The sequence below is a fragment of the Azospirillum sp. UENF 211521 genome (genome assembly GCF_058780535.1).
This window is the reverse complement of the sequence record NZ_JBSNCF010000001.1, coordinates 1,340,470-1,365,355: the sequence shown is the minus strand read 5'-3', so window position 1 is coordinate 1,365,355 and position 24,886 is coordinate 1,340,470. Positions and strand designations below refer to the sequence as shown.

Genomic DNA, 24,886 nt, shown 5'->3' with positions numbered 1-24,886 from the left:
TCAGACCTGCATGATGTCCTTTTCTTTCGCCGCAAGCGCATCGTCGACCAGCTTGATGTACTGGTCGGTGAGCGCCTGGACCTTCTCGCCGAGCCCCTTGTGCTCGTCCTGCGAGATGTCGCCGGCCTTCTCGGCCTTCTTCAGGCCGTCCATGCCGTCGCGGCGCACGTTGCGCACGGCGACGCGGGCCTGCTCGGCGTACTTGTGGGCGACCTTGGCGAGTTCCTTGCGGCGCTCCTGCGTCAGGTCGGGCAGCGGCACGCGGATCGACTGGCCTTCCGTCTGCGGGTTCAGGCCGAGGCCCGAATCGCGGATGCCCTTCTCCACGGCCTTGACCATGCCGCGGTCCCAGACCTGCACGACGATCAGGCGCGGCTCCGGCACGCTGACGGTGCCGACCTCCTTGAGGTGCATCCTCGCGCCGTAAGCCTCGATGGTGACGGGCTCAAGCAGGCTGGCGGAGGCGCGGCCGGTGCGCAGGCCGCTCAACTCCTTGCGAAACGCCTCAAGCGCTCCTTCCATGCGGCGCTTGAGATCCGACTGGAGGTCCGATGTATCAGGCGCAGCCACGGCTCACTCCGTTTCTTCGTTGATGATCGTAAACTTGCCCCGGCCCTGCATCACCTCGGCGAAGGCGCCGGGGGTGTGGATCGAGAACACGAGTATGGGGATGTGGCTCTCACGCGCCAAGGAGATCGCGGAGGCGTCCATCACCTGCAGGTCGTTCGCCAGAACTTCAAGATAGTTCAGGCGCTCGTAACGCTGCGCGTCCTTCACCTTCTTCGGGTCGGCGGTGTAGACGCCGTCCACCTGCGTGCCCTTCAGCAGAGCGTCGCAGCCCATCTCCGACGCGCGCAGCGCGGCGGCGGTGTCGGTGGTGAAGAAGGGGTTGCCGGTGCCGGCGGCGAAGATCACCACGCGGCCCTTTTCCATGTGCCGGATGGCGCGGCGCCGGATGTAGGGCTCGCACACCGACGACATGGGGATGGCCGACTGCACGCGGGTCGCCACGCCCATCCGCTCCAGAGCGCTCTGCATCGACAGGGCGTTCATCACGGTGGCGAGCATCCCGATGTAGTCGGCCGAGGCGCGCTCCATGCCGCTCGCCGCACCCTTCACCCCGCGGAAGATGTTGCCCCCGCCGATGACCAGGCTGACCTGGACGCCCAGCTGGATCACCGCCTTCACCTCGTTGGCGACGCGGTTGACCACCTCCGGGTCGAGGCCGTAGTCGCGCTGACCCATCAACGCCTCGCCCGACACCTTCAGCAGGACTCGTTTGAAGCGGATGCCGTCAACCGGCTCGGTGGTCCCGGTGGTCTGGGCCATGGGGGGCTTTCTCCCGGTTTGTGTGAAGAGTGCGTGCGGCGGAACGCCGGGTCCTTACTTCTGGCCGGCGGCGGCGGCGACTTCGGCGGCGAAATCGCTCTCCGCCTTCTCGATGCCCTCGCCCAGCGCGAAGCGGACGAAGCCCGTCACCTTGACCGGGGCGCCGACGTCCTTGGCGGCGTTCTCCACGACCTTGCGGACCTTGGTCTCGCCGTCGATGACGTAGGTCTGCTCCAGCAGCACCACTTCCTCGTAGTACTTGCGGATGCGGCCTTCGAGCATCTTCTCGACAATGTTCTCCGGCTTGCCCGAGGCGCGGGCCTGCTCGGCGAGCACGTTGCGCTCACGCTCCAGGGCGGAGGTGTCGACGTCGGCGATGTCCAGGGCATCCGGACGGGCGGCGGCGATGTGCATCGCGACCTGCTTGCCCAGCTCGTTCAGCTTGGCGACGTCGCCGGTCGACTCCAGGGCGACCAGAACGCCGATCTTGCCAAGGCCCGGCGCGATGGCCGAGTGGACGTAGGACACGACGACGCCCGCCGGAACCGACAGCTTGGCCGAGCGGCGGATGTTCATGTTCTCGCCGATGGTGGCGATCAGGTTGGTCAGCTCTTCCTGGACCGTGCGGCCGGCGTCCGGATAGGCGGTGCCCTTCAGACCCTCGACGTCGCCCGAACCGGACAGGACCAGCTCGGCGGCCTTCAGGGAGAAGGCCTGGAACTTGTCGTTGCGCGCGACGAAGTCGGTCTCGGCGTTCACCTCGACGACGGCGCCCGCGGTGCCGGCGGTGGCGACGGCGACCAGACCCTCGGCGGCGACGCGGCCGGACTTCTTGGCGGCGGCGGCGAGGCCCTTCTTGCGCAGCCAGTCAACGGCGCCCTCGAGGTCGCCCTGGGTCTCGGCCAGCGCCTTCTTGCAGTCCATCATGCCCGCGCCGGTCTTCTCGCGCAGTTCCTTGACGAGCGCGGCGGTAATCTCGGCCATGGTTTCGCCCTCTTCCTTCCGAACGGATCCAAGCGGATCGGGTTGATCCTAACAACTCATAAAAAAGGCAGCCGGGCCATAGGTCATAAGGCCCGGCTGCCCCGTATCACCGGGATCAGGCCTGGGCTTGCTCAGCCGGCGCGGCCTCTTCCGCTTCCTCTTCCGGCAGCTGCTCGGCCGGAGCCTCCTCGGAGGAGCCGACGTCGATGCCGGCGGCGCTCATCTCGGCCTGCAGACCGTCGAGCACGGCGCCGTTCACCAGCTCGCAGTACAGGTCGATGGCGCGCAGGGCGTCGTCGTTGCCCGGGATCGGGAAGGCCACGCCGTCCGGATCGGAGTTGCTGTCGATCACCGCGATGACCGGGATGCCGAGCTTGTTGGCTTCCTTGACCGCGATCGACTCCTTGTTGGTGTCGATGATGAAGAGGACGTCCGGCAGGCCGCCCATCTCCTTGATGCCGCCCAGCGCGCGCTCCAGCTTGTCGCGCTCGCGAGTCAGCTCGAGGATTTCGCGCTTGGTCAGGCCCGAGGTGTCGCCGCCCAGACGCTCTTCCATCTCGCGCAGGCGCTTGATCGACTGGGAGATGGTCTTCCAGTTGGTCAGCATGCCGCCGAGCCAGCGGTGGTTGACGTAGTACTGGCCGCACTTCGACGCGGCCTCGGCCACCTTCTCCTGGGCCTGGCGCTTGGTGCCGACGAACAGGACGCGGCCGCCGCCGGCGACGACGTCACGGACGGCCTGCAGGGCGCGGTGCAGCGCCGGGACGGTCTGCTCCAGGTCGATGATGTGCACACCGTTGCGCACGCCGAAGATGTACGTGCCCATCTTCGGGTTCCAGCGACGGGTGTGGTGACCGAAGTGGACGCCGGCTTCGAGCAGCTGGCGCATGGTGAAAGACGGAATAGCCATTTGGAAAAGTCCTTTTCCGGTTGCTCCGCCGCGGGCACTGTCCGTTTGACAGGACACCGGATCGGGCCATCGGGGTAAAGCCGAGGGACCGCCAGCCCGCGTGAGGTTTTGACGACGGCGCTTACATAGCCCGCCGCAACCGCTTTGGCAACACCGGTTTGCCAATTGGTTGGCGCCGAATGCGGTGCATCGCGCACCGCTTCGTCCTGGTAAGCGCGTTCTTTACAGCTCCACCACCTCGACCACCCCCGGCACCGCCTTCAGCGCGGCGCGGCTCTGGTTGGTGATGTTGAAGGAGCCGGGGAGCTGGATCTCCACCTCCTTCAGCGGGTCGATCTCGACCAGCAGGTGGATCTTGCCCTTGCCGCGGGTCAGCCGCTCCAGCATGCCGCGGATGCTCTCCACCGGCCCGCCGTCGCGCACCACCACCTTCAGGCCGTCCGAGACCTGGGCGACGGCGTCCTCCAGCGGCTTCACCTCCTGGCAGGTCAGGCGGATGTCCTCGCCGTTCATCTGGACGTCCACGGTCATCAGCACCGGTCGCCCGGCCTCCAGCAGGTCGCGGTTGGTCGCCAGCACCTCGGAGAAGACCGTCACCTCGTAGCCGCCGCTGCCGTCGGACAGTTCCACGAAGGCGAAGCGGTTGCCGGACTTCGCCGTCTTCTCCTTGCGGCTGACCACGATGCCGGCGACGCTGCGTCGGGTCGAGCCGCCGCCGGTCACCGCGGTGGCGAGGTCCGCCGATCGCACCACCCTCATGCGGGCCAACGGCCCGGCGAAGGCGTCCAGCGGGTGGGCGGACAGGTAGAAGCCGATGGCGCCGAACTCGTGCTTCAGCTTCTCCAACGGCTCCCATTCCTTGACCTTGGGCAGGTCCGGCTCCTTCAGCCCGCCCCCGGCGCCGCCGAACAGGTTGCCGATGCCGCTGTCGCGCTCCGCCGCCTCGGCCTGGGCGTAGCGGATCAGCGTCTCCAGCGCCGCGTGCACCTGGGCGCGGTTCGGGTTGATGCCGTCGAAGGCGCCGGCGCAGGTCAGGTTTTCGAGCTGGCGCTTGTTGATGGTCTTCAGGTCGAGGCGGCGGGCGAAGTCGAAGAGGCTCTTGTAAGGGCCGTTCTTGCGCCGCTCCTCCACCACCGCCTTCATGGCCGGCAGGCCGACGCCCTTCACCGCGGCCAGCGCGTAGCGCACCGCCTTGGTGCCGTCGGGCAGCGCCTCGACCCCGAAGATGCTGTCGGACTTGTTGATGTCCGGAGTCAGCAGCTTGATCTTCAGCCGCACCAGCTCCTGCCGGAAGACGTTCAGCTTGTCGGTGTTGCCGAGGTCGAGCGTCATCGACGCCGCCATGAACTCCACCGGGTGGTTCGCCTTCAGATAGGCGGTGTGGTAGGCGACCAGGGCGTAGGCGGCGGCGTGGCTCTTGTTGAAGCCGTAGCCGGCGAACTTGGCCACCTGATCGAAGATCATGCTGGCCTGGTCGGGGTCCACGCCCTTGTCCTTGGCGCCGACGACGAACTTGTCGCGCTCCTTGTCCATCTCCTCCTTGATCTTCTTGCCCATGGCGCGGCGCAGAAGATCGGCGCCGCCCAGCGAATAGCCGGACAGCACCTGGGCGATCTGCATGACCTGCTCCTGGTAGATCATGATCCCGAAGGTCTCCTTCAGGATCGGCTCCAGGGCCGGATTCATGTAGTCGGGCAGCTCCTCCCCGTTCTTCACCTTGATGTATTTGGGGATGTTGTCCATCGGGCCGGGGCGGTAGAGCGACACCAGCGCGATGATGTCCTCCAGCCGGTTCGGCTTCAGCCGGCGCAGCACGTCGCGCATGCCCGAGCTTTCCAGCTGGAACACGCCGGTCGATTCGGCGCGGCCCAGGATCTCGTAGCTTCGGGGGTCGTCCAGCGTGACGGTGGTCAGGTCCGGCTTCTCGGGGATCAGGTCCACCGCCGTCTTCAGCACGGTCAGCGTCTTCAGACCGAGGAAGTCGAACTTCACCAGCCCGGCCTGCTCGACGAACTTCATGTTGAACTGGGTGACCGGCATGTCGGAGCGCGGGTCTCGGTACAGCGGCACCAGATCGTGCAGCGGCCGGTCGCCGATCACCACGCCCGCCGCGTGGGTCGAGGCGTGGCGGTAGAGTCCCTCCAGCTTCAGCGCGATGTTGACGAGGCGCGCCACCGTCTCGTCGCCGTCGCGGGCTTGGCGCAGCATCTCCTCGCTGTCGAGCGCCTGCTGGAGCGTCACCGGGTTGGCCGGGTTGTTCGGCACCAGCTTGCAGATCTTGTCCACCTGCCCGTAGGGCATCTGCAGCACGCGCCCGACGTCGCGCAGCACGGCGCGGGCCTGCAGCTTACCGAAGGTGATGATCTGGGCGACGCGGTCGTAGCCGTACTTGTCCTGGACGTAGCGGATCACCTCTTCGCGGCGATCCTGGCAGAAGTCCACATCGAAGTCGGGCATCGACACGCGTTCGGGATTCAGGAAGCGCTCGAACAGCAGGCCGAAGCGCAGCGGATCCAGGTCGGTGATGGTCAGCGCCCAGGCGACGACCGAGCCCGCGCCCGAACCGCGGCCCGGCCCCACCGGGATGTCGTGCGACTTGGCCCACTTGATGAAGTCCGACACGATCAGAAAGTAGCCGGGGAACTTCATCGACACGATGACGTCCAGCTCGAACTCCAGCCGCTCGAAGTAGGTCTTGCGGGTCTCTTCGCGCTGCTCCGGCGTCATGTCCGGGGTGTAGACGACGCTGTTCAGCCGCATCTCCAGACCCTCGCGGGACTGGGCGCGCAGTTCCTCCCCTTCGTCGCGGCCGCCCTCGCAGGGGAAGGGCGGCAGGATGGGCTTGATCGGCTTCAGCAGGAAGGAGCAGCGCCGGGCGATGGCGACCGTGTTGTCAACCGCCTCCGGCAGGTCCTTGAACAGGTCCCGCATCTCCTCGGCCGACTTGAAGCGGTGGTCGGGGGTCAGGCGGCGGCGCTCGGTCTGGCTGATGTAGGCACCCTCGGCGATGCAGAGCAGCGCGTCGTGCGCCTCGTACATGTCCTCGGTCGCGAAGTAGCAGTCGTTGGTGGCGACCAGCGGCAGGTCGTGGGCGTAGGCGAGGTCGATCAGCGCCGGCTCGATGGCGTCCTCGATCACCGCGAAATGGTCGCGGTGGCGCTGCAGCTCGACGTAGAGCCGGCCGGGGAACAGCCGTTTCAACCGCTCCAGAACCTCCAGCGCCAGATCCTTCTGCCCCTCGCCCAGCAGCCGGCCGACCGAGCCGGCAGGGCCGCCGGTCAGCGCGATCAGCCCGGCCGAATGGCCCTCCAGAGCGTCCAGCGGGATCTGCGGTCCGGCCATCGGGTCCGATTCCAGGAAGGCCTTGGACACCAGCTTCATCAGGTTCCGGTAGCCCTCGTCGGTCTGGCAGAGCAGGACGAGCTGGTCAGGGACCGACGCCGCCTTGCCCGGCAGGCCCGGCTTGCCGTTGGCGGGACCGACTCGGGTGATGCCCAGAACCGTGCCGATGATCGGCTGCACGCCCGAATCCGCGGCGGCCAGCGCGAACTCCAGAGCGCCGAACAGGTTGCCGGTGTCGGTCACGGCGACCGCCGGCATCCCCTTCTTCTGGCAGAGCTTGACCAGCTCCTTCACCTTGATGGCGCCCTCGGACAGGGAATAGGCGGAGTGGACGCGCAGGTGGATGAAGTCGGCGTGGGGCATGGCGGGGATGGGCACCGGTTCCAGCGAAAGGGGGACGTCTCTCCTAGTCGTCGCGCATCCTGCTCCGCACCGCAAGGGACCAAGCGCGGGCCCGGCCATGCGGCGATGCGCCAACCCGGTCGGGGAAAGGGAAGATTCCCCGATCATGCGTGTTCGTGCTATCGAAAGAGGCAGAGACACGATCCGAGAATGACCCGTTCCATGCGCCGCATCCGCTCCAGCGCCGTCCTGGCGGTGCTGGCGGCCACGCTCCTCACGGCTTGCCAGACCACCGGCGCCCCCGCGCCGTCCGCGGAGCAGACCCACCGGCCGCCGCCGACCGCCTCGCCCGCTTCCCCCCTGTCCGACGCGCCGGGGCGCGTCGTCGCGCAGAACAAGGGCTGGGTCGTGCGGGTCCATCCGGCGACCAAGACCGGCTCGGCCTATTGCTACGCCACGCGGACGGACGACTCCTCCCCCCTCTCCTTCCGGGCGACGGCGAAGGGCGCGGCGATGCTGGTCAACGCCGACCAGCACGCCCAGGCCGGCAAGGACACCGAAAGCCGCCTGACCGCCATCTTCCCCGACGGCGAGACCATGGCGCTGGACGCCAGCCCCCTGCCCGACGGCGGCGTGGTGGTGCCGGTCGAGTTGCCGAAGTACGAGGATCTCTTCGAACCCTTCATGCGGTCGCGCGCGGTGACGCTGCAGCGGGACGGCGGCGGGACGGAGATCGGCGACGTCAATCTCGGCGGCTCCTCCTGGGCGTTGGCCGCCCTGGACGAGTGCCGCATCCTGCACACGGATAAGTAAACAGATTCGACGATCGCACCCGCGGCGCGTGCCATTGCGCCGCGTTGACCGCCGGGCCCTGCGGAGCTAGCCTCGGTTCCATGCGCACCGCCCACATCGCTCTGGCTCTTGCCGTCGCGGCAATCTGGGGCTTCAACTTCGTCGCCATCAAGGTCGGCCTCGCGGATTTCCCGCCGATCCTGTTCTGCGCCCTGCGCTTCGCGCTGGCGGCGCTGCCGCTTGTCGTTCTGGGCGTCCGCGGCGGTCCGCCGGTGCCCTGGCGCTTCATCCTCAGCATCGGGATGGTGCTGGGAGTGGTGAAGTTCTCGCTGCTGTTCGTCGGGATGGACATCGGCATGCCGGCGGGGCTGTCGTCGCTGGTGCTGCAGTCGCAGGCCTTCTTCACCGCCCTGTTCGCCGCGGCGGTGCTGGGCGAACGGCCCGGACCGAAGCAGATGCTGGGCATGGCGGTCGCCTTCGCCGGGATTGGCCTGATCGCTCTTGAGATGCCGGCCGGCGAATCGCTGCTCGGGCTGGGGCTGGTCATCGCCGCGGCGGCCACCTGGGGCGTGGCGAACCTGCTGATGAAGCAGGCCAAGGCGCCGGACCTGTTCCGCATGATGCTGTGGGTCAGCGTGGTGCCGCCGATCCCGTTGCTGCTGCTGTCGCTGGGGATGGAGGGGCCGGACCGGGCGTGGCAAGCCCTGACCCATCTGACTCCGCTGGGCGTCGGGGCGGTCGCCTACATCGCCTTCGGGGCGACGCTGTTCGGCTTCGCCGCCTGGGGCTTCCTGCTGCGCCATTACCCGGCGAGCCTGGTGGCGCCCTTCTCGCTGCTGGTGCCGGTCTTCGGCATGAGTTCCAGCGCGCTGGTCCTGGGGGAGAGCTTCACCCCGCTGAAGATGGCCGGCGCGCTTCTGGTGCTTGCCGGGCTGGCGGTGGCCGTGCTGAAGCTGCCCTCCGCACGGCCCGCCACCCACCGGCCCTGATTCGGCGCTGACCGGTCAGGTCAGGTTCTTCTTCAGGAACTCCACGGACCGGCCCCAGGCGAGGTCCGCCGCCTCCTTGTTGTAGCGCTCCGCCGACGTGTCGTTGTGGAAGGCGTGATTCACGTTGTCGTACATGAAGAGTTCGTAGGACTTGCCGCCCTTCTTCAGCGCCTCCTCATAGGCCGGGACCTTGGCGTTCACATTGTTGTCCAGCCCGGCGTAATGGAGCTGGAGCGGCGCCTTGATCGTGGTGACCAGCGTCGGGTCCGGCGCCGGGCCGTAGAAGACGACGCCCGCCTTGAGGTCCGGCGCCTTGATGGCCAACCGGTTGGTCATGCCGCCGCCCCAGCAGAAGCCGATGGCCCCCACCTTGGCGTTGGAGTAGCGATAGGCCATCAGGTCGCTCATCGACGCGATCAGGTTGTTCACCGTCTTGTCGGGGTCAAGCTGGCCGATCATCTCGCGGGCGCGGTCGGGGTCCTGCGGGGTGCCGCCGAGCGGGGACAGCAAATCCGGGGCCATGGCGACGAAGCCGGCCACCGCCAACCGCCGCGTCACGTCCTCGATGTAAGGGTTCAAGCCGCGGTTCTCGTGGATCACCACCACCGACGGCGCTTGCTCGGCCAGCTTCGGGCGGGCCCGGTAGGCCTGAACGTCGCCGGTCGCGCCCTGGAAGGTGACGCGGTCCGTGGCGATTCGGCTGTCGTCCTCCGGAACCTCGGCGGCCAGGGCGTAGTTCGGCTCGATCTGGGAGAGGATCGCCGGAATGGCCGCCGCGCTGCCCGCCAGCACCGCCAGCCGCTCCAGGAAGACGCGGCGCGGCAGCGGCCGGTGGGTGTACTCGTCGTACAGATCGATGATCTTCTGATCCATGGACTCCGGTCCCTCCTTGTTGAGTTGCGCGAAGTCTGCCCCAGGACGCACCGATCACCAATCCGCCGAACGGCGATGCCACTCTTACGCGGTTTGGCCGATCACGCGGCCGCGCCGCAATTGGCGGTCAAACCCCTGCATGCTCCACGAGAAGGCCGTCGCTCATTTCGAGCACCCGGTCCATGCGGTTGGCAAGCTCGAGGTTGTGGGTGGCGATCAGCGCGCCGACGCGGGCCTGCCGGACGATGGAGGTCAGCATGGCGAAGACCCCCTCCGCCGTGTGCGGGTCGAGGTTGCCCGTCGGCTCGTCGGCGATCAGCAGGCCCGGCCCGTTGGCCAGCGCACGGGCGATGGCGACCCGCTGCTGCTCGCCGCCCGACAGGCGTGCCGGACGGTGCCCGGCGCGCGGTTCCAGCCCGACCATGCGCAGCAGTTCCATGGCGCGCTCGCGGGCGGTGCGCTTCGCCACGCCGTTGATCATCTGCGGCAGCACGATGTTCTCCAGCGCGGAGAATTCCGGCAGCAGATGGTGGAACTGGTAGACGAAGCCGACCGAGCGGCGGCGCACCTCCGTCCGCTTCCCGTCGTCCAGGGCGGACACGTCGGTCCCGGCGATCCGCACGGTGCCGGCGGTCGGCCGCTCCAGCAGGCCGGCGATGTGCAGCAGGGTCGATTTGCCGGCGCCCGACGGGCCGACCAGCGCGACCAGCTCGCCCGCGTGGACGGTCAGCTCCGCCCCGCGCAGCACCTGAAGCTCCGTCCCCGCCTGCTCGAAGGTGCGGACGATCCCCGACAGTTCCAGCATCGGCTCACTCATAGCGCAGGGCCTCCACCGGATCGAGACGGGCCGCACGCCAGGATGGGTAGACCGTGGCCGCGAAGGACAGGCCCAGCGCCATCAGCGTGACCTGGACCACCTCCGACCAGTCGATCTTCGCCGGCAGCTGCGACAGGAAATAGATCTCGGCGTTGAACAGGTTGGTGCCGGTCAGCGCCTGGATGCCCTGGCGGATCGTCTCGATGTTCAGCGCGAAGGACACGCCGAGCGCCACCCCCACCAGCGTCCCCGCCACCCCCACCGAGGCGCCGGACAGGAAGAAGATGCGCATGATCATGCCGCGGGTGGCGCCCATGGTGCGCAGGATGGCGATGTCCCGCCCCTTGTCCTTCACCAGCATGATCAGGCTGGAGATGATGTTGAAGGCCGCCACCGTGATAATCAGCGACAGGATCAGGAACATCACGTTGCGCTCGACCTGGAGCGCCGTGAAGAAGCTGGCGTTGGACTGCTGCCAGTCGACCACCCGCCCCACCCCGGCCACCGCCGCCTGGATGGCGTCGCGCGCCGCGCGGATCTGCGTCGGGTCGCTGACGAAGACCTCCAGCGAGGTCACCGCCTCGCCCGTGCGGAAGAAGGCCTGGGCCTCCGGCAAGGGCAGGAAGATGAAGCTGTTGTCGTACTCGAACATGCCGACGTCGAACACCGCGCCGATGGTGAAGCTGCGCATCCGCGGCACGGTGCCGAAGGCGGTGACGTTGCCCTGCGGCGCGATCAGGGTGAGCTGGTCGCCGACCGCCAGACCAAGCCGCTGCGCCATGCGGATGCCGATGGCAATGTTGTCCTCGCCGAAGGCGTCGGCCGTGCCGCGCACGATGTTGCGCGACAGCGTCGGCCGCACCCGGAAATCCTCCGGCCGCACCCCGCGCACCACCGCGCCGGAGGCGACGCCGCGCACCGACACCAGCGCTTGGCCCTCGACCGTCGGCGTCACGCCGACCACACCGGGCACGCCCTGGAGCCGCTGCACCAGCGGGTCGTAGTCGGGCAGCGGACCGCCGCGGACGCTGTAGACGTTGAGGTGGCCGTTCAGGCCGAGCACGCGGCCCAGCAGTTCCGCCCGGAAGCCGTTCATCACCGACATCACGATGATCAGCGTCGCCACGCCGAGCGCGATGCCCAGCAGCGAGAATCCCGCGATGACCGAGATGAACCCTTCCTGGCGGCGCGCCCGCAGATAGCGCATCGCGACCATGCGTTCAAAGGCGGAGAAGATCATGCGGCTCCCGATGAGCGAAAGGCCGGCGGTCGAGGCCCGGCAAAAGCAAAGGCGGCGGACCGAAACCAGTCCGCCGCCCCGCAACATAAGTGCTTAACCGTGGCAGGAAAAGGGCGACCTTCCAAGGCGACCCCTCCCCTTCCTAAATCCCCTCTCCCCTCCGCTCACGCGCAAACGAAGTTTGCGCTGACGCGACAGGCGGACCTTCGGTCCGCCGAAAGCGGGGAGAGGGTTAGGGTGAGGAGGTTGCGCGCGGCGCCACGTTCGGCACAAGCGCAACCCCCTCACCGGCCCTCCGGGCCACCCTCTCCCCAGAGGGGAGAGGGCTAAATGGCAAAACGCGGAACTTTGATTACAGCGTCCGCTCCCCCGCCCCACGGTGTTACGCCGAGAGCTTCTCCAGCGCGCTCTCCACCGACAGCTCCTGCTTCTCGCCGGTGGCCCGGCGCTTCAGCTCGACCACGCCGTTCTTCAGGCCGCGCGGCCCGACGACGAGCTGCCACGGCAGGCCGATCAGGTCCATGTCGGCGAACTTCACGCCCGGACGCTCGTCGCGGTCGTCGTACAGCACGTCCAGCCCGTTGGCGCGGAGCTTATAGTACAGCTCCTGACAGACGCGGTCGGTCTCGGCGTCGCCGACCTTCAGGTTGACGAGGCCGACGTTGAAGGGCGCCACGGCGTCCGGCCAGATGATGCCGTTGTCGTCGTGGCTGGCCTCGATGATGGCGCCCATCAGGCGCGACACGCCGATGCCGTAGGAGCCCATCTCGACCGGGACCGGCTCGCCGCCCGGACCGGCGACGACGGCGTTCATCGGCTTCGAATACTTGGTGCCGAAGTTGAAGATGTGGCCGACCTCGATGCCGCGCGCCGACACCAGGTCCGACTCCGGAACCGGGCAGTTGCCGGGCTCGTGCTTCTCGTCGGTGGCGGCGTAGATCGAGGTGTAGGTGTCGAAGAAGGGCTGCAGGTCCTCGTCGAAGCCCGGCGCGTTCTGCAGCACGTCCAGGGTCAGCCAGTCCTTGTGGCAGAAGACGCCGCTCTCGCCGGTCTCGGCCAGGATGATGAACTCGTGGCTGAGGTCGCCGCCGATGGGGCCGGTGTCGGCGCGCATCGGGATCGCCTTCAGCCCCATGCGGGCGAAGGTGCGCAGATAGGCCAGGAACATCTTCTGGTAGGAGCGCCGGGCGCTGGGCGCGTCGATGTCGAAGCTGTAGGCGTCCTTCATCAGGAACTCGCGCCCGCGCATCACGCCGAAGCGGGGACGGATCTCGTCCCGGAACTTCCACTGGATGTGGTAGAGGTTCAGCGGAAGCTGACGGTAGCTCTTCACGAAGGCGCGGAAGATGTCGGTGATCATCTCCTCGTTCGTGGGACCGAACAGCATCTCGCGGTCGTGACGATCGGTGATGCGCAGCATCTCCTTGCCGTAATCGTCGTAGCGGCCGCTTTCCTTCCACAGCTCCGCCGACTGGATGGTCGGCATCAGCAGTTCCTGGGCGCCGGCGGCGTCCTGCTCCTCGCGGACGATCTGCTCGATCTTCTTCAGGACCCGATGGCCCAGCGGCAGCCAGGCGTAGATGCCGGCGCTGGTCTGGCGGATCATCCCGGCCCGCAGCATCAGGCGGTGCGAGACGATCTGCGCCTCGGTCGGGGTCTCCTTGAGGGTCGGCAGGAAGAAGGTGGACAGCCGCATGGCTCTGCTCTCGGTTTCGAGGGGATTCGTCCGGCGGTGCGCCGGTCCGCAACAGGGAGAGCGACTTTAGGAAGCCACCGCGCGCTTGTCCATCGTCACGGCGTGCAGCGACGGGCGCTTCGGCCTATCGGGCGGTGCGGCAATAGGCGTAGACCTCCGCCTCGCTCGGCGCGCCGATGGGCTGGCCGTTGAAGTAGAGACGGTTGGCGTACCAGGTCAGATAGCCGACCTCGACGCCCGGCGCCGCCCCACCCTGCGGCACCGGAAAGCCCATGCGACGGGCGAAATCGACCGTCACCGGGATGTCGAAGCGCTCCAGCGGCGGCGCAGCCCCGGCCGAGCCCGGCAGGTCGGCGGGGGCCACCGCCTTGCCCGTCACGTCCACGCCCGGCGTGTACTCCACCCCCGCCGCCGGGCGATGGGCGGTCAGGAACTGGCAGGCGGACAGGTCGATCGGCTGCGCCGACGCCCCGCCGGACAGCGTCAGCAAGGCGACGAGAAGGGGAGCGGAGCGGCGGATCATGGCGGACCTCAGCCTTGGGCGGCGGCGGACTGTTTCATGGATTTCCAGTAGGTGGCGAGATAAGGCATGCCCTTCTCCGCCTCCTCCTGGGTGCGGGCCGACTGGCGGATGTATTTGCCGAGGAAAGGCTTGTTCACGAACTCCATGTCGACCGCCGCTTTCAGCACCAGGAACTCGCCGATCCGGTCCGGCAGGTTGTAGTGCCATTTCTGAAGGCAGTCCGAGGTCACCCCCGGCTTGGCCTGATCCTGGCCCGACAGGTAGAATTCCTGGTGGTGGTACTGGTTGATTTCCTTCCAGGCCTGGAAGATGCGGGCCGGCTTCACGCGGACCAGACCCTTCAGAACCTTGATGTCGTCGTGGAACAGCGGCAGGTAGCCGCGCCGCTCCGCCTGCTCGTTCAGCATGGTGTAGAGGCCGGCCATCACGTCGCCCTCCGCACCCTGCTCGCTGGTCTTCCGTTCCGGCTTGTCCGCCTTGCGCCCGAACAGCGACGCGAAGAAGCCCTTTTTCTTGGCCGGCGCCGAGGAGCCGCTGTCCGCCCCCACCTTCCGTTCGTCCCACAACGCGTCCCAGGCGTAATCCCAGGCGGTGAAGACGGCGTTGGAGCGGTCGTCGAGGACGGTCAGCAGATAATCGCGCCCGTCGCGTGGCCAATCCACATCGCCGACGATGGCCCGCACCGGACGGCGGCTGAGCAGAACCGGGAAAATCCCGACGCGCACCAGTTCGGCGTAGATTTCCTGAAAGGACGGAGTCAGCGCAAAGGGGAGCTTGGCCGCCGGCTGCTCTTCGGGGGTCAGCAGTTCAAGACTCTTGCGGGTGCGGTCAAGCAGTTCGGTGGTCAGAATGGCCGCGAACTGCTCGAACTTCTCGTTGTCACCCGCGGTCATCGGCGCCTCGGCATCGTTCTCCCCGCTGACGGCCGCAAAGTCCGGCTGCGAACACCGCCGCATGTGAATCCAAAGCCGGACCGGACGCTCGCCCGCCTCCTGCACAGTTGGATGAGCTATACCCGCAAAGGGTTAATTCATTCTGTACCGTAGCACAACGCTGCGTCCGCCTACAGACGAACGCCGGCGTCGGCACTGTGAGCGGGCCGGGACGAAAAAAGGACCGCGCGGCGATCGCGGCGCGGCCCGAGGTTTAGGGAGGAATCGCCACCAGGCGTCGGAAAAGAGGGAAGAACCCCTCTCGTCACACCAAATACATTGAACCCGACCCCACCCGATGACAAGACGGAATTTGGACTAAACCAAGTCGTCAGCAAAGAATTCGTAGATTTCGCCCAAGACATAGGCGGTTGATTACGTCATAGGCGCCGATATGCCCGCTTTATAAGCGTCGTATCCTGCGAACCCCTGCCGAACGGCGACCATCCAAGGAGGATCGAGCGCGGCGACCTCGGACCAGACCGGACAGCCGGGCTGATGCGCGCCCGGCAAATAGCCGAGACTCATCAGAAATTCGCCGGTGATCTCGCCGCCGGTGAAACGAAAGGTCCGCTTGAACAACCGGACCCAGTCCGCCTTGCCCAAAGGGTGATGGGCGCGCAGCCAGCCCTCGAAAGACCCGTGCGTTCCGCGCAAGGCCACGATCCGCCGCGCGTTCTCGATGGCGGCGTCGATCTTCAGGCGGTTGCGGATGATCCCGGGATCGGCGAGCAGCCGCTCCCGCTCCGCCTCGCCATAGGCGGCGACGCGGTCGATGTCGAAGCCGTCGAAGGCGGCGCGGAAAGCCTCGCGCTTCTTCAGGATGGTCAGCCAGGACAGGCCGGCTTGATTGATTTCCAGCACCAGCCGCTCGAACAGCACTTGGTCGTCGGCGCTGGGGAATCCGTATTCGGCGTCGTGGTAGGGGCCGTGATGCGCGTGGCCCGGTGCCGCGTCGCAGTAGGTCAGGCTCACGCAGAGGCTCCTTCCGGGAGGGGGATCAGTGCGGCTTGGCCATCTCGCGGAAGGAAATCAGATCCGACTGCACGATGCCGAAGATGACCAGCCAGACCACCGCCGCGACCAGCGTCGTGGCGGCGAATTTCAGGAGGATGCGCGGGCGTTCCGGGGCGCTGCTCGCCATGCCCGGCTCGGGCTGAGCCGGGGTGCGCACGCCCCAGGGCAGCACCGCGAACAGCACCACCCACCAGACGACCACATAGACGCTGATGCCCGTCACCCAGCCCATCGCATGCCTCCGGTCTTCGCGCCTTGCCTCAGGCCTGCTCCAGCTCCACCAGGGTGCCGCAGAAGTCCTTGGGGTGCAGGAACAGCACCGGCTTGTCGTGGGCGCCGATCTTCGGCTCGCCATCGCCCAGCACGCGGGCGCCCTGCGCCTTCAGCCGGTCGCGGGCGGCCAGGATGTCGTCCACCTCGTAGCAGATGTGGTGGATGCCGCCCGACGGGTTCTTCTGGAGGAAGCCGGCGATCGGCGACGACTCGCCGAAGGGATGGAGCAGCTCGATCTTCGTGTTGGGCAGCTCGACGAAGACGACGGTGACGCCGTGCGGCGGCAGGTCCACCGGCTGCGACACCGCCGCACCCAGCGTGTCGCGGTAGAGCGCGGTCGCCGCCGTCAGGTCCGGCACGACGATGGCGACGTGGTTCAGCTTCCCGATCATGGGTCCTCCCGAAAGGCGTAACGTCGCAAAGATTTATACACGGACCAGATGGACGTCGGTCACCGGCTTCTTGCCGTGCGTCGCGTTGAAGCAGCGGCGGACGGCGATCCGGGCGGCGGCGCGCACCTGCTCGTCGTCCGACCGCGCCGATTTCGGCATCTCGGCGACGGCCTCGCGCACCGCGTCCACCACATCGAGCAGCATGTCGCGGTCCGCCGAGTCGTCGAGCAGCCCCATCACCGCGATCTGCGGCGCGGTCACCAGCTCACCCTTGCCGTTCATCACCAGCGTGACGACGGCGGCGCCGTTGTGGACCATCCGGTGACGCGCCCGCATCAGCCCGGTGTCGAGCGGGATCAGCCGCTTGCCGTCCAGCGCCATGCGACCGGCCCGCACCTGGGCCACCACGCGCGGCGGCGCGTCGGGCGTCAGACGGATCAGGTCGCCGTTGCCGGGCACCAGAGCCTCCGGCACCTGACAGGCGCGGGCCAGCTTGGCGTGCTCCAGCTGGTGGCGCTGCTCGCCGTGGACCGGCATGGCGATGCGCGGGCGCACCCACTGGTACATGCGGACCAGCTCGTCCTGCGCCGGGTGGCCGGACACATGAACCGGCGCCTCGTCGGCGGTGACGATGCGGATGCCCTGCCCGACCAGCATATTCTGCATGCGGCCGATGGCCCGTTCGTTGCCGGGAATCTCGCGCGAGGAGAAGATCACCACATCGCCGCGCTGCAGCGACACCTGCGGATGGTCGTCCGACGCGATGCGGGCGAGCGCGGAGCGCGGCTCCCCCTGGCTGCCGGTGCAGACCAGCACCAGCTTGTCGCGCGGCACGTAGTTGGCGTCATGCTCGGTCAGGAAGGCCGGCAGGTCGGCGAGGTAGCCGTTGGAGCGCGCGGCCTCGTTGATCCGCCACATCGATCGCCCGACCAGAGCGACGTGGCGCCCGTGCGCCGCCGCCGCGTGAGCGATGCTCTCCAGCCGCGCGACGTTGGTCGCGAAGCAGCTCACCGCGACACGCACGTCGGGAAACTGTCCGATCAGCTCGGTCAGCGTCTTGCGCACGCTCCCTTCCGACCCGGAGCTGCCGGGCACCAGGGCGTTGGTGCTGTCGCCGATCAGCGCCAGCACGCCCTCGTCGCCGATGGCGCGCAGCCGCTCCTCGTCGGCGGCCTTCCCCACCAGCGGCTCTGGGTCGAGCTTCCAGTCGCCGGTGTGCAGCACGGTGCCGGCGGCGGTGCGGATCGCCAGGGCGTTGGGCTCCGGGATGGAATGGGTGACCGTCACGTATTCGACTGAAAAGGGGCCGACCTCGATGGTGCTGCCCAGCGCCACCTCATGCACCGGCACCACCCCGGCGAGCCCGCGCTCGTGCAGCTTGGCGCGCAGGACGGCCGCGGTGAAGGGCGTGCAGTAGACGGGCACGCGGAGCTGCGGCCACAGATACTGGATGGCCCCCAGGTGATCCTCGTGCGCGTGGGTGACCACGATGCCCACAAGGTCGTGCCGTCGCTCCGCGATGAAGGCGGGGTCCGGCATGATGACGTCCAGCCCCGGCATCGTGTCGTCCGCGAAGGAGATGCCGAGATCCACCATCAACCACTTGCCGCGATGGCCGTAGAGGTTGAGGTTCATGCCGATCTCGCCCGAACCGCCCAGCGGCAGGAAGTAGAGCGCGTCGTCCTCGGGAGCGAACAGGTCGCCGTCTCCCTCGACCGGGTGGACGGAGGGAGCGGAGTCGGGATGGGTCATTGGGCCGTGTTGCGCTTGTGGATCAGGAGGAGGCCGCGCAGCGTGAGTTCGCCGTCGGTGTGTTCGATTACATGGGTTGCCTTGGCGAAAAGCACACCCAGCCCTCCGGTCGCGACGACCGTCATCGGCTCGCCGTACTCCGCCCGGATGCGGTTGACCAGCCCTTCGATCAGGCCGACGTAACCCCAGAAGACGCCGGACTGCATGCATTCGACGGTGTTGGTGCCGATGACGTGGCCCGGCTGCTGGATCTCCACGCGGGGCAGCTTGCTCGCCGCCATCTGCAGCGCCTCCAGCGACAGGTTCAACCCCGGCGCAATGACGCCGCCGCGGTAGTTGCCGTCGCGGTCGACCACGTCGAAGGTCGTCGCCGTCCCGAAGTCGATGACGATCAGCGGCGTCTGGTAGGTCGCCGCGGCAGCCACCGTGTTGACCAACCGGTCGGCGCCGACCTCCTCGGGGCGGTCGACCAGCGCGCGGGTGCCGAGATCGACGTCCGGCTGGCCGACCACCAGCGGTTCGCAGCCGAAATGGTCCTTGCACAGGCGCTTCAGGTTGAAGGTGGCGCCGGGCACCACGCTGGCGATGATGGTGCTGTCGATGTCCGCCGGCCCCATCCCCTTCAGCGCCATCAAGTGGGTCAGCCACACCATGTACTCGTCGGCGGTGCGCTTCTTGTCGGTCGCCGTGCGCCACAGGCCGCGCTGTTCGTCGCCCTCATAGATCGCGAACACCACGTTGGTGTTTCCGGCGTCGATGGCGAGCAGCATCTCTCAGGTCTCCACCGCGGGTGGGAAAAACACGTCTCCGGCGGCGATGCGCTGGCGCCCCGCCCCGTCATCCCGATCAAGCAACAGAACGCCGTCGCTGTCCAGATCGGCGAAGGTGCCAGTCAGCGTGCGGTCCGGCAGACGGACGACGATGGGCTCGCCCAGACCCCGCGCCCGCTTCAGCCAAGCGGCGCGCACCGGGCCGAAGCCATGCTCCGTCCACAGCCCGTACCAGCGCGCCAACTGCTCGGCATAGATTTCCAGGAGCGCCGAAGGCTGGAGCGACGGGGCGCCCTCCGCCGCCAGCGAGGTGGCCGCGTAATCCGTGCCTTCGGGAAAATGCCGCAGGTTGATGCCGACGCCGAGCACCAGCCAGGAGACCCCTCCCCCGGCCGAGGCCTCCGACTCGAGCAGGATGCCGGACAGCTTGCGACCGTTCACCAGCACGTCGTTCGGCCACTTGCAGCGCACCCCGTCGGGATCGGGAAGGACGGCGGCAGCGGTGTCGGCGATCGCAAGCGCCGCCACGAACGAAATCTGCGCCGCCTCGGCCGGCGGGCGCGAGGGACGCAGAATGGTGGAACTGTAGAGATTGCCTTCCGGCGAGGTCCAGGCCCGGCCGCGGCGGCCGCGGCCCGACTCCTGCCGCTTGGCCCAGACGATGGTGCCTTCGGCCGCCCCTGAACGCGCAAAGGCCTTCGCCTCGTCGTTCGTGCTGCCGACGGAGTCGAAGGCCATCACCCGGAAGCCCGGAGGCAGGCGCAAACGCGCCGCCTCCGCTTCGTTGCCTGCCGTCATCCGGCGAACAGCGAGGCCGCCGCCGCCGCCGCGTAGTTCAGGATCGGCGCCGGAACCACGAAGAACAGCAGAGTGAACAGGCCGGTGGCGACCAGGATGCCCGTCATCCCGTCGTCGTTGATCTTGTCGAACGCCTCAACCGGCTCATCGAAGTACATGATCTTGATGATGCGCAGATAGTAGAAGGCGCCCACGACGCTGGTCAGCACGCCGATCACCGCCAGCGTGTAGAGCTGCGCCTCGATGGCGGCGAGGAAGACGTAAAGCTTGCTGAAGAAGCCGGCCATCGGCGGGATGCCGGCCATGGAGAACATGAACACCGCCATCGCACCCGCCAGCAGCGGGTTGGTGCGCGACAGGCCGGCGAGGTCCTTGATCTCCTCGACCATGCGGCCCTGCTGCTTCATGCACAGGATGACCGCGAAGGTGCCGATGTTCATGACGATGTAGACCGCCATGTAGATCAGCACGCCGCGCACGCCTTCCTGGGTGCCGGACGCGAGGCCGACCAGGGCGTAGCCGACGTGGCCGATGGAGCTGTAGGCCATCAGCCGCTTGATGTTGCTCTGGGTGATCGCCGCGAAGGCGCCGAGCGACATCGAGAGGATCGAGCTGACGATGATGATCTGCTGCCACTGGTGGGCCAGATGACCGAACGGCTCGATCAGCAGGCGGGTGAACAGCGCGATGGCGGCGACCTTCGGGGCGGCGGCGAAGAAGGCCGTGACCGGGGTCGGTGCGCCCTCGTAGACGTCCGGCGTCCACATGTGGAACGGAACGGCGGAAATCTTGAAGGCCAGGCCGGCGGCGACGAAGACCAGACCGATGATGACGCCCACCGACGGATGCGCGCCGCCGGCGAACAGGGCGGCGATCTTGTCGAAGGAGGTCGTGCCGGCGAAGCCGTAGACCATCGAGGCGCCGTACAGCAGCATGCCCGAGGAGAGCGAGCCGAGCACAAAGTACTTCAGGCCCGCTTCCGACGACTTGGCGCTGTCGCGGCGGAAGGCGGCGATGACGTAGAGCGCGAGGCTCTGCGTCTCCAGCCCGACATAGAGGGAGATGAGGTCGTTGGCCGACACCATCATCAGCATGCCGAGCGTTGCGAAGAGCATCAGCACCGGGAACTCGAACCGGGCCATCTTCTCGCGCTCGTTGAAGCCGAGCGCGAGGAGGACCGACAGCGAGGCGGCGACGAGGATCAGCACCTTCATGAAGACGCCGAAGGCGTCCATCACGAAGAGGCCGTTGAAGGTGACGACCCGGCCGGTGCCGTAGCCCATGGTCAATATGGCGGCCAGCAGCAGCGCCACCATCGTCATGTAGCCGATGGGGCGCGTGAAGCCGTCGCCGCGGAACACGCCGATCAGCAGCAGGGCCATGCCGGCGCAGGCGAGGAAGATTTCCGGCAGGGCCGGCCAGATGTCGGGAAACACAGCGGTCATGTCGGAACCTCTAGCGCGCGGCGACGGAGACGTCGGCCCCGCCCTGAGCGGCGGCCAGCTTGGTCTGGTAGGTCTGGATCAGCTGCCCGACCGACGCCGAAGTGACGTTCAGGAAGCTGTTCGGGTAGACGCCCATCCACAGCACCACGACGATCAGCGGCAGGAAGATGGCAACCTCGCGGGTGTTCAGGTCGAACATCGCGCGGACGTCCGCCTTGACCAGCTTGCCGTACACGACGCGGCGGAACAGCCACAGCGCGTAGGCCGGGCCCAGGATCAGGCCGGTGGCGGCCAGGAAGGCGACCCAGGTGTTGTCGCGGAAGGCGCCGAGCAGGACCAGGAACTCGCCGACGAAGCCGGAGGTGCCCGGCAGGCCGACCGAGGCCATGGTCATGAACAGGAAGACCACCGCGTATTTCGGCATGTTCTTCACCAGACCGCCGTAGCGGGCGATCTCGCGGGTGTGCAGCCGGTCATAGACGACGCCGACGCAGAGGAAGAGCGCGCCCGAGACGATGCCGTGCGACAGCATCGTGAAGATCGAGCCCTCGATGCCCTGCTGGTTCAGCGCGAACATGCCGATGGTGACGAAGCCCATGTGGGCGACGGACGAGTAGGCGATCAGCTTCTTCATATCCTCCTGCGCCAGGGCGACGAGGGAGGTGTAGATCACCGCTACGATCGACAGGGCGTAGACCATCGGGGCGAAATACTCGGTCGCCTCGGGCAGCATCGGGATGTTGAAGCGCAGGAAGCCGTAGCCGCCCATCTTCAGCAGAACGCCGGCCAGGATGACCGACCCGGCGGTCGGCGCTTCGACGTGCGCGTCGGGGAGCCAGGTGTGCACCGGCCACATCGGCACCTTCACCGCGAAGGACGCGAAGAAGGCCAGCCACAGCCAGAGCTGCATGTTGCGCGGGAAATGGGTCGCCGTGATCGTCGGGATGTCCGTCGTGCCGGCCGCGAAGTACATGGCCAGGATGGCCAGCAGCATCAGGACCGAACCGAGCAGCGTGTAGAGGAAGAACTTGAACGCCGCGTAGACGCGCCGCGCGCCGCCCCAGACACCGATGATCAGGAACATCGGGATCAGCACGCCCTCGAAGAACATGTAGAAGAGGACGAAATCCAGCGCGCAGAACATCCCCACCATGAGGGTTTCCAGCACGAGGAAGGCGATCATGTATTCCTTCACCCGGGTCTGCACCGCCTCCCAGGAGGAGAGGATGCAGAGCGGCATCAGGAAGGTGGAGAGGATGACGAACAGCATCGAAATGCCGTCCACACCCATGTGGTAGGAGATCCCGAACTCGGGAATCCACGCCGCCTTCTCCACGAGCTGGTAGCCCGGGTTGCGCGGGTCGAAGTTGAACCAGATGAACAGCGACAGGACGAAGGTGATGACCGTCGTCCAGAGCGCGACGTAACGGACGTTCCGAACCACATCCGGCGTGTTGCCCCTGCAGAAGAGCAGGATCAGCGCCACACCGGCCAGCGGCAGGAAGGTCGTGAACGACAGGAGCGGCCAGCTAGCCATTGTTCTTGTTCCCCTTCAAACCGCTCAACCGAACACAGACAGCCAGGCGACCAGCAGCACCACGCCGATCACCATCGCGAAAGCGTAGTGATAGACGTAGCCGGACTGGAGGCGGCTGGCGCGCGCCGCGACGTCGCGGGTGACGGCGGCGATCCCGTCCGGACCGACACCGTCGATCACGGCGCCGTCGCCGGATTTCCACAGGCCGTAGCCCAGATACTTGGCCGTACGCACGAACAGACGGTCGTACAGCTCGTCGAAATACCACTTGTTGTACAGGAACTGGTGCACGCCACGGAACGTGCCGGCGACCTTCTCGGGCAGGCCCGGGATCGCCATGTACATGATGTAGGCGAGCGCGATGCCGATCAGGCCGACGACCAGCGGAGCCAGCTTGACCCAGCCCGGGGTGTGGTGATGGGCCGCCTCGATGCTGTTGTTGTCCGCCAACACCAGGATGGTCTTGCCCCAGAAATGCTCCATGCTGTGGCCGATGAACAGCTCGTGGAAGCCGAAGCCGGCGAACAGCGCGCCCACGGCCAGGACGCCCAGCGGGATCAGCATGACGATCGGCGATTCATGGGCGTGGTCGAAGACCGACTTCTCCATCCGCGGCTTGCCGTGGAAGGTCATGAACAGCAGGCGCCAGGAGTAGAAGGCGGTCAGCAGGGCCGCGGCGATGCCGAGCGCGAAGGCGAACTTGCCGACCGGGCTGGCCGAGGCGAAGGCCGCCTCCAGGATCATGTCCTTGGAGTAGTAGCCGGCGAAGAAAGGCAGACCGGCCAGCGCGAGGTTGCCGATCCACATCACCGCGTAGGTGAAGGGGATCTTCCGCCAGACGCCGCCCATGTTGCGCATGTCCTGCTCATGGTGCAGGGCGTGGATCACCGAGCCGGCGCCGAGGAACAGCAGGGCCTTGAAGAAGGCATGCGTGAACAGGTGGAACATCGCCGCGCCGTAGGCGGAGACGCCCGCGGCGAAGAACATGTAGCCGAGCTGGCTCATGGTCGAATAGGCGATGACGCGCTTGATGTCGAACTGGGTGAACCCGATGGTCGCCGCGACGAAGGCCGTCAGGGCGCCGACCACGGCCACGATCTCCAGCGCCGTCGGGGCGTATTCGAAGACCGGGGACAGGCGGCAGACCATGAACACGCCGGCGGTCACCATGGTGGCCGCGTGGATGAGCGCCGACACCGGGGTCGGGCCCTCCATGGCGTCCGGCAGCCAGGTGTGCAGGCCGAGCTGGGCCGACTTGCCCATGGCGCCGATGAAGAGCAGCAGGCAGGTGATGGTCAGCGCGTCGAAGTTCCAGCTGAGGAAATGCAGCGTCTGGCCGGCCAGCTCCGGCGCCTTGGCGAAGATCGCGTCGAACTGGACGGAGCCCGTCAGCACGAAGATCGCGAAGATGCCGAGCACGAAGCCGAAGTCGCCGACGCGGTTGACCAGGAACGCCTTGATCGCCGCGTTGTTGGCCGAGGGCTTCTCGTACCAGAAGTTGATGAGCAGGTAGGAGGCGAGACCCACGCCTTCCCAGCCGAAGAAGAGCTGCACGAGGTTGTCGGCCGTCACCAGCATCAGCATGGCGAAGGTGAACAGCGACAGGTAGCCCATGAAGCGCGGCTTCTGCGGGTCCTCGGCCATGTAGCCGATGGAGTAGAGGTGGACCATCGACGAGACGGTGTTGACCACCACCAGCATGACCGCGGTGAGCTGGTCGACGCGCAGCGCCCAGGACAGGTCCAGGCCGCCGCTGCGAATCCAGCTCATCAGCTCGATCGTGCGGGGATGGCCGCCGACGGCGACGTCGAAGAACAGCACCCAGGACAGGACCGCGGAGAGCAGGACGGCACCGGTGGTGACGAACTGTGCGGCGCGGTCGCCCACGGTGGGCGGCCCGGCGACGACGTGATGGTCGTCGTGCCCGTCGTCGTGATGCGCATCATCGTGATGCTCGTCGTGAGCGTGCGCACCGTGCCCATGGGCGTCGTGGCCATGACCGTGGTCATGCCCATGGTGATCGTGGCCGCCGGCATGCGCCGGCTCCGCCTTCGGCCCGCCGAACAGGGCGATGGAACCCGCGACGAGGAACGCCAGGAGCGGGAGGAATACGACAAGGACTTCCATGGCGCT

Annotated in this window: 22 protein-coding genes; 2 read left to right on the top strand and 20 right to left on the bottom strand. The window is 67.3% G+C overall.

Features of this window, described 5'->3' with window-relative positions:
• From frr to dnaE, 5 genes are all read right to left on the bottom strand, one after another.
• Entirely contained in the window at positions 1–570 is a 570-nt protein-coding gene (gene frr, locus ACWPN5_RS06365) for a ribosome recycling factor (protein WP_114858465.1), read from the bottom strand.
• 3 nt (positions 571–573) lie between these two features.
• Positions 574–1,329 (bottom strand): UMP kinase, encoded by a 756-nt coding sequence (gene pyrH / locus ACWPN5_RS06360; RefSeq protein WP_200477631.1) that lies wholly within the window; start codon positions 1,327–1,329, stop codon positions 574–576.
• A gap of 54 nt (positions 1,330–1,383) precedes the next feature.
• Positions 1,384–2,313: a translation elongation factor Ts gene (gene tsf / locus ACWPN5_RS06355; RefSeq protein WP_035673097.1), complete on the bottom strand. Its 930-nt coding sequence runs from the start codon at positions 2,311–2,313 to the stop codon at positions 1,384–1,386.
• A 115-nt stretch (positions 2,314–2,428) separates the two neighbouring features.
• Positions 2,429–3,223, bottom strand: coding sequence for a 30S ribosomal protein S2 (rpsB, locus tag ACWPN5_RS06350; RefSeq protein ID WP_145684970.1), 795 nt, complete (start codon positions 3,221–3,223; stop codon positions 2,429–2,431).
• Positions 3,224–3,445: 222 nt separating this feature from the next.
• The gene (gene dnaE / locus ACWPN5_RS06345) at positions 3,446–6,928 is read right to left on the bottom strand and encodes a DNA polymerase III subunit alpha (protein ID WP_492296357.1); all 3,483 of its coding nucleotides are present in this window, start codon (positions 6,926–6,928) and stop codon (positions 3,446–3,448) included.
• Positions 6,929–7,117: 189 nt separating this feature from the next.
• Between dnaE and ACWPN5_RS06340 the strand changes: the two genes are divergently transcribed.
• Both ACWPN5_RS06340 and ACWPN5_RS06335 read left to right on the top strand, forming a co-directional pair.
• Positions 7,118–7,720: a hypothetical protein gene (locus ACWPN5_RS06340; RefSeq protein ID WP_492294858.1), complete on the top strand. Its 603-nt coding sequence runs from the start codon at positions 7,118–7,120 to the stop codon at positions 7,718–7,720.
• An 80-nt stretch (positions 7,721–7,800) separates the two neighbouring features.
• The gene (locus ACWPN5_RS06335; RefSeq protein WP_492294856.1) at positions 7,801–8,688 is read left to right on the top strand and encodes an EamA family transporter; all 888 of its coding nucleotides are present in this window, start codon (positions 7,801–7,803) and stop codon (positions 8,686–8,688) included.
• 15 nt (positions 8,689–8,703) lie between these two features.
• Here the strand turns inward: ACWPN5_RS06335 and ACWPN5_RS06330 are convergent, their stop codons facing one another.
• The 15 genes from ACWPN5_RS06330 to nuoL form a co-directional block, all read right to left on the bottom strand.
• Positions 8,704–9,561, bottom strand: coding sequence for a dienelactone hydrolase family protein (locus ACWPN5_RS06330; protein WP_492294854.1), 858 nt, complete (start codon positions 9,559–9,561; stop codon positions 8,704–8,706).
• 127 nt (positions 9,562–9,688) lie between these two features.
• The gene (locus ACWPN5_RS06325; protein ID WP_492294852.1) at positions 9,689–10,378 is read right to left on the bottom strand and encodes an ABC transporter ATP-binding protein; all 690 of its coding nucleotides are present in this window, start codon (positions 10,376–10,378) and stop codon (positions 9,689–9,691) included.
• Positions 10,371–11,618, bottom strand: a complete 1,248-nt coding sequence (locus ACWPN5_RS06320) for a lipoprotein-releasing ABC transporter permease subunit (RefSeq protein WP_145684910.1) — start codon at positions 11,616–11,618, stop codon at positions 10,371–10,373. The genes ACWPN5_RS06325 and ACWPN5_RS06320 overlap by 8 nt, the downstream gene beginning before the upstream one ends.
• 382 nt (positions 11,619–12,000) lie before the next feature.
• On the bottom strand, positions 12,001–13,314 hold the full coding sequence (gene proS / locus ACWPN5_RS06315; RefSeq protein WP_200476665.1) for a proline--tRNA ligase: 1,314 nt from the start codon (positions 13,312–13,314) through the stop codon (positions 12,001–12,003).
• 124 nt (positions 13,315–13,438) lie between these two features.
• Positions 13,439–13,837 carry a hypothetical protein gene (locus ACWPN5_RS06310; protein ID WP_200476664.1) on the bottom strand — a complete coding sequence of 133 codons (399 nt, stop codon included), beginning with the start codon at positions 13,835–13,837 and terminating at the stop codon, positions 13,439–13,441.
• Between the two features lie 8 nt (positions 13,838–13,845).
• The gene (locus ACWPN5_RS06305) at positions 13,846–14,730 is read right to left on the bottom strand and encodes a hypothetical protein (protein ID WP_145684881.1); all 885 of its coding nucleotides are present in this window, start codon (positions 14,728–14,730) and stop codon (positions 13,846–13,848) included.
• A 414-nt stretch (positions 14,731–15,144) separates the two neighbouring features.
• On the bottom strand, positions 15,145–15,744 hold the full coding sequence (locus ACWPN5_RS06300) for a DNA-3-methyladenine glycosylase I (RefSeq protein WP_492294848.1): 600 nt from the start codon (positions 15,742–15,744) through the stop codon (positions 15,145–15,147).
• Between the two features lie 25 nt (positions 15,745–15,769).
• Positions 15,770–16,018 carry a DUF1467 family protein gene (locus tag ACWPN5_RS06295; RefSeq protein WP_014240138.1) on the bottom strand — a complete coding sequence of 83 codons (249 nt, stop codon included), beginning with the start codon at positions 16,016–16,018 and terminating at the stop codon, positions 15,770–15,772.
• 28 nt (positions 16,019–16,046) lie between these two features.
• Positions 16,047–16,451 (bottom strand): methylmalonyl-CoA epimerase, encoded by a 405-nt coding sequence (gene mce, locus ACWPN5_RS06290; protein WP_145684866.1) that lies wholly within the window; start codon positions 16,449–16,451, stop codon positions 16,047–16,049.
• A 33-nt stretch (positions 16,452–16,484) separates the two neighbouring features.
• Positions 16,485–18,203: a ribonuclease J gene (locus ACWPN5_RS06285; RefSeq protein ID WP_492294846.1), complete on the bottom strand. Its 1,719-nt coding sequence runs from the start codon at positions 18,201–18,203 to the stop codon at positions 16,485–16,487.
• On the bottom strand, positions 18,200–18,973 hold the full coding sequence (locus ACWPN5_RS06280) for a type III pantothenate kinase (protein WP_145684855.1): 774 nt from the start codon (positions 18,971–18,973) through the stop codon (positions 18,200–18,202). Before ACWPN5_RS06280 ends, ACWPN5_RS06285 begins: the two co-directional genes overlap by 4 nt.
• Positions 18,974–18,976: 3 nt before the next feature.
• Positions 18,977–19,771 (bottom strand): biotin--[acetyl-CoA-carboxylase] ligase, encoded by a 795-nt coding sequence (locus tag ACWPN5_RS06275; RefSeq protein ID WP_145684853.1) that lies wholly within the window; start codon positions 19,769–19,771, stop codon positions 18,977–18,979.
• Complete coding sequence (gene nuoN, locus ACWPN5_RS06270; RefSeq protein WP_145684850.1) at positions 19,768–21,216, bottom strand: NADH-quinone oxidoreductase subunit NuoN; 1,449 nt, start codon at positions 21,214–21,216, stop codon at positions 19,768–19,770. Before nuoN ends, ACWPN5_RS06275 begins: the two co-directional genes overlap by 4 nt.
• A gap of 10 nt (positions 21,217–21,226) precedes the next feature.
• Positions 21,227–22,753, bottom strand: coding sequence for an NADH-quinone oxidoreductase subunit M (locus tag ACWPN5_RS06265; protein ID WP_014240132.1), 1,527 nt, complete (start codon positions 22,751–22,753; stop codon positions 21,227–21,229).
• Between the two features lie 24 nt (positions 22,754–22,777).
• Complete coding sequence (gene nuoL / locus ACWPN5_RS06260) at positions 22,778–24,880, bottom strand: NADH-quinone oxidoreductase subunit L (RefSeq protein WP_200476659.1); 2,103 nt, start codon at positions 24,878–24,880, stop codon at positions 22,778–22,780.
• Positions 24,881–24,886 lie beyond the last annotated feature (6 nt).